The organism is Dietzia massiliensis (assembly GCF_018390595.1).
Lineage (GTDB): Bacteria > Actinomycetota > Actinomycetes > Mycobacteriales > Mycobacteriaceae > Dietzia > Dietzia massiliensis.
On the sequence record NZ_JAHBAV010000148.1, the window covers coordinates 1 to 558 of the forward strand.

Here is a 558-nt window from a genome sequence, read left to right on the forward strand (position 1 = left end):
GCACTACCGTGTGCAGCGATCACATCGGTTAGCGAGGAGGGCCCGCACGTGCCTGACCACATCCCGCCCGGCGCGCCTGCGGCAGGTTCGACTGACATCGTTCCCGACCTGCTCGTGGCCTTCGCGAATACCGTCGAGTTCAAATCCCGGGCCATCGGCGCGTTGTCGGATTTCGACGGAGTGGCCACCGTCGATGCGTTGGTGCCCGGCGCCCAGCTGATCAACGGGTGCATCGGATTCCGTCAGACCGTGGAGCCGCTCATCCACCAGATCTCGGACGAGCTGAGCCAGCTCTATCTGGACATCCACGGCGCACTCGCCGCCTCGTGGGTGAGGGGAGCCTTCGACCGTGCGAACTGACCTCGCCGCGAGGCCGTTCCCGTACACCTGCCACGCGGTATACAGGCCGGTGAAGCCCGTCCGTGCGTTCTTGCTGTTCTGGGTTGTTCTCGCGTTTGTGCTCCTCTACTTCGGCCCGGTGGCCACCCAACCTGCAGACGAGCGGACGGCCTACCCCGTGGCGCTCGGTGCCTTCTGGTTGTTCGGGATGGCGGTGAT

General features: G+C 65.4%; 2 protein-coding genes. Both read left to right on the forward strand.

Going from position 1 to position 558, the window contains the following annotated elements; translation table 11 throughout:
• The coding region (locus KHA85_RS16565) for a hypothetical protein (RefSeq protein WP_213186638.1) at nucleotides 1–360 on the forward strand (360 nt) is incomplete at its 5' end.
• Nucleotides 350–558: hypothetical protein (locus KHA85_RS16570; protein WP_213186639.1), on the forward strand; the 209-nt coding region annotated here is incomplete at its 3' end. The genes KHA85_RS16565 and KHA85_RS16570, both read left to right, overlap by 11 nt.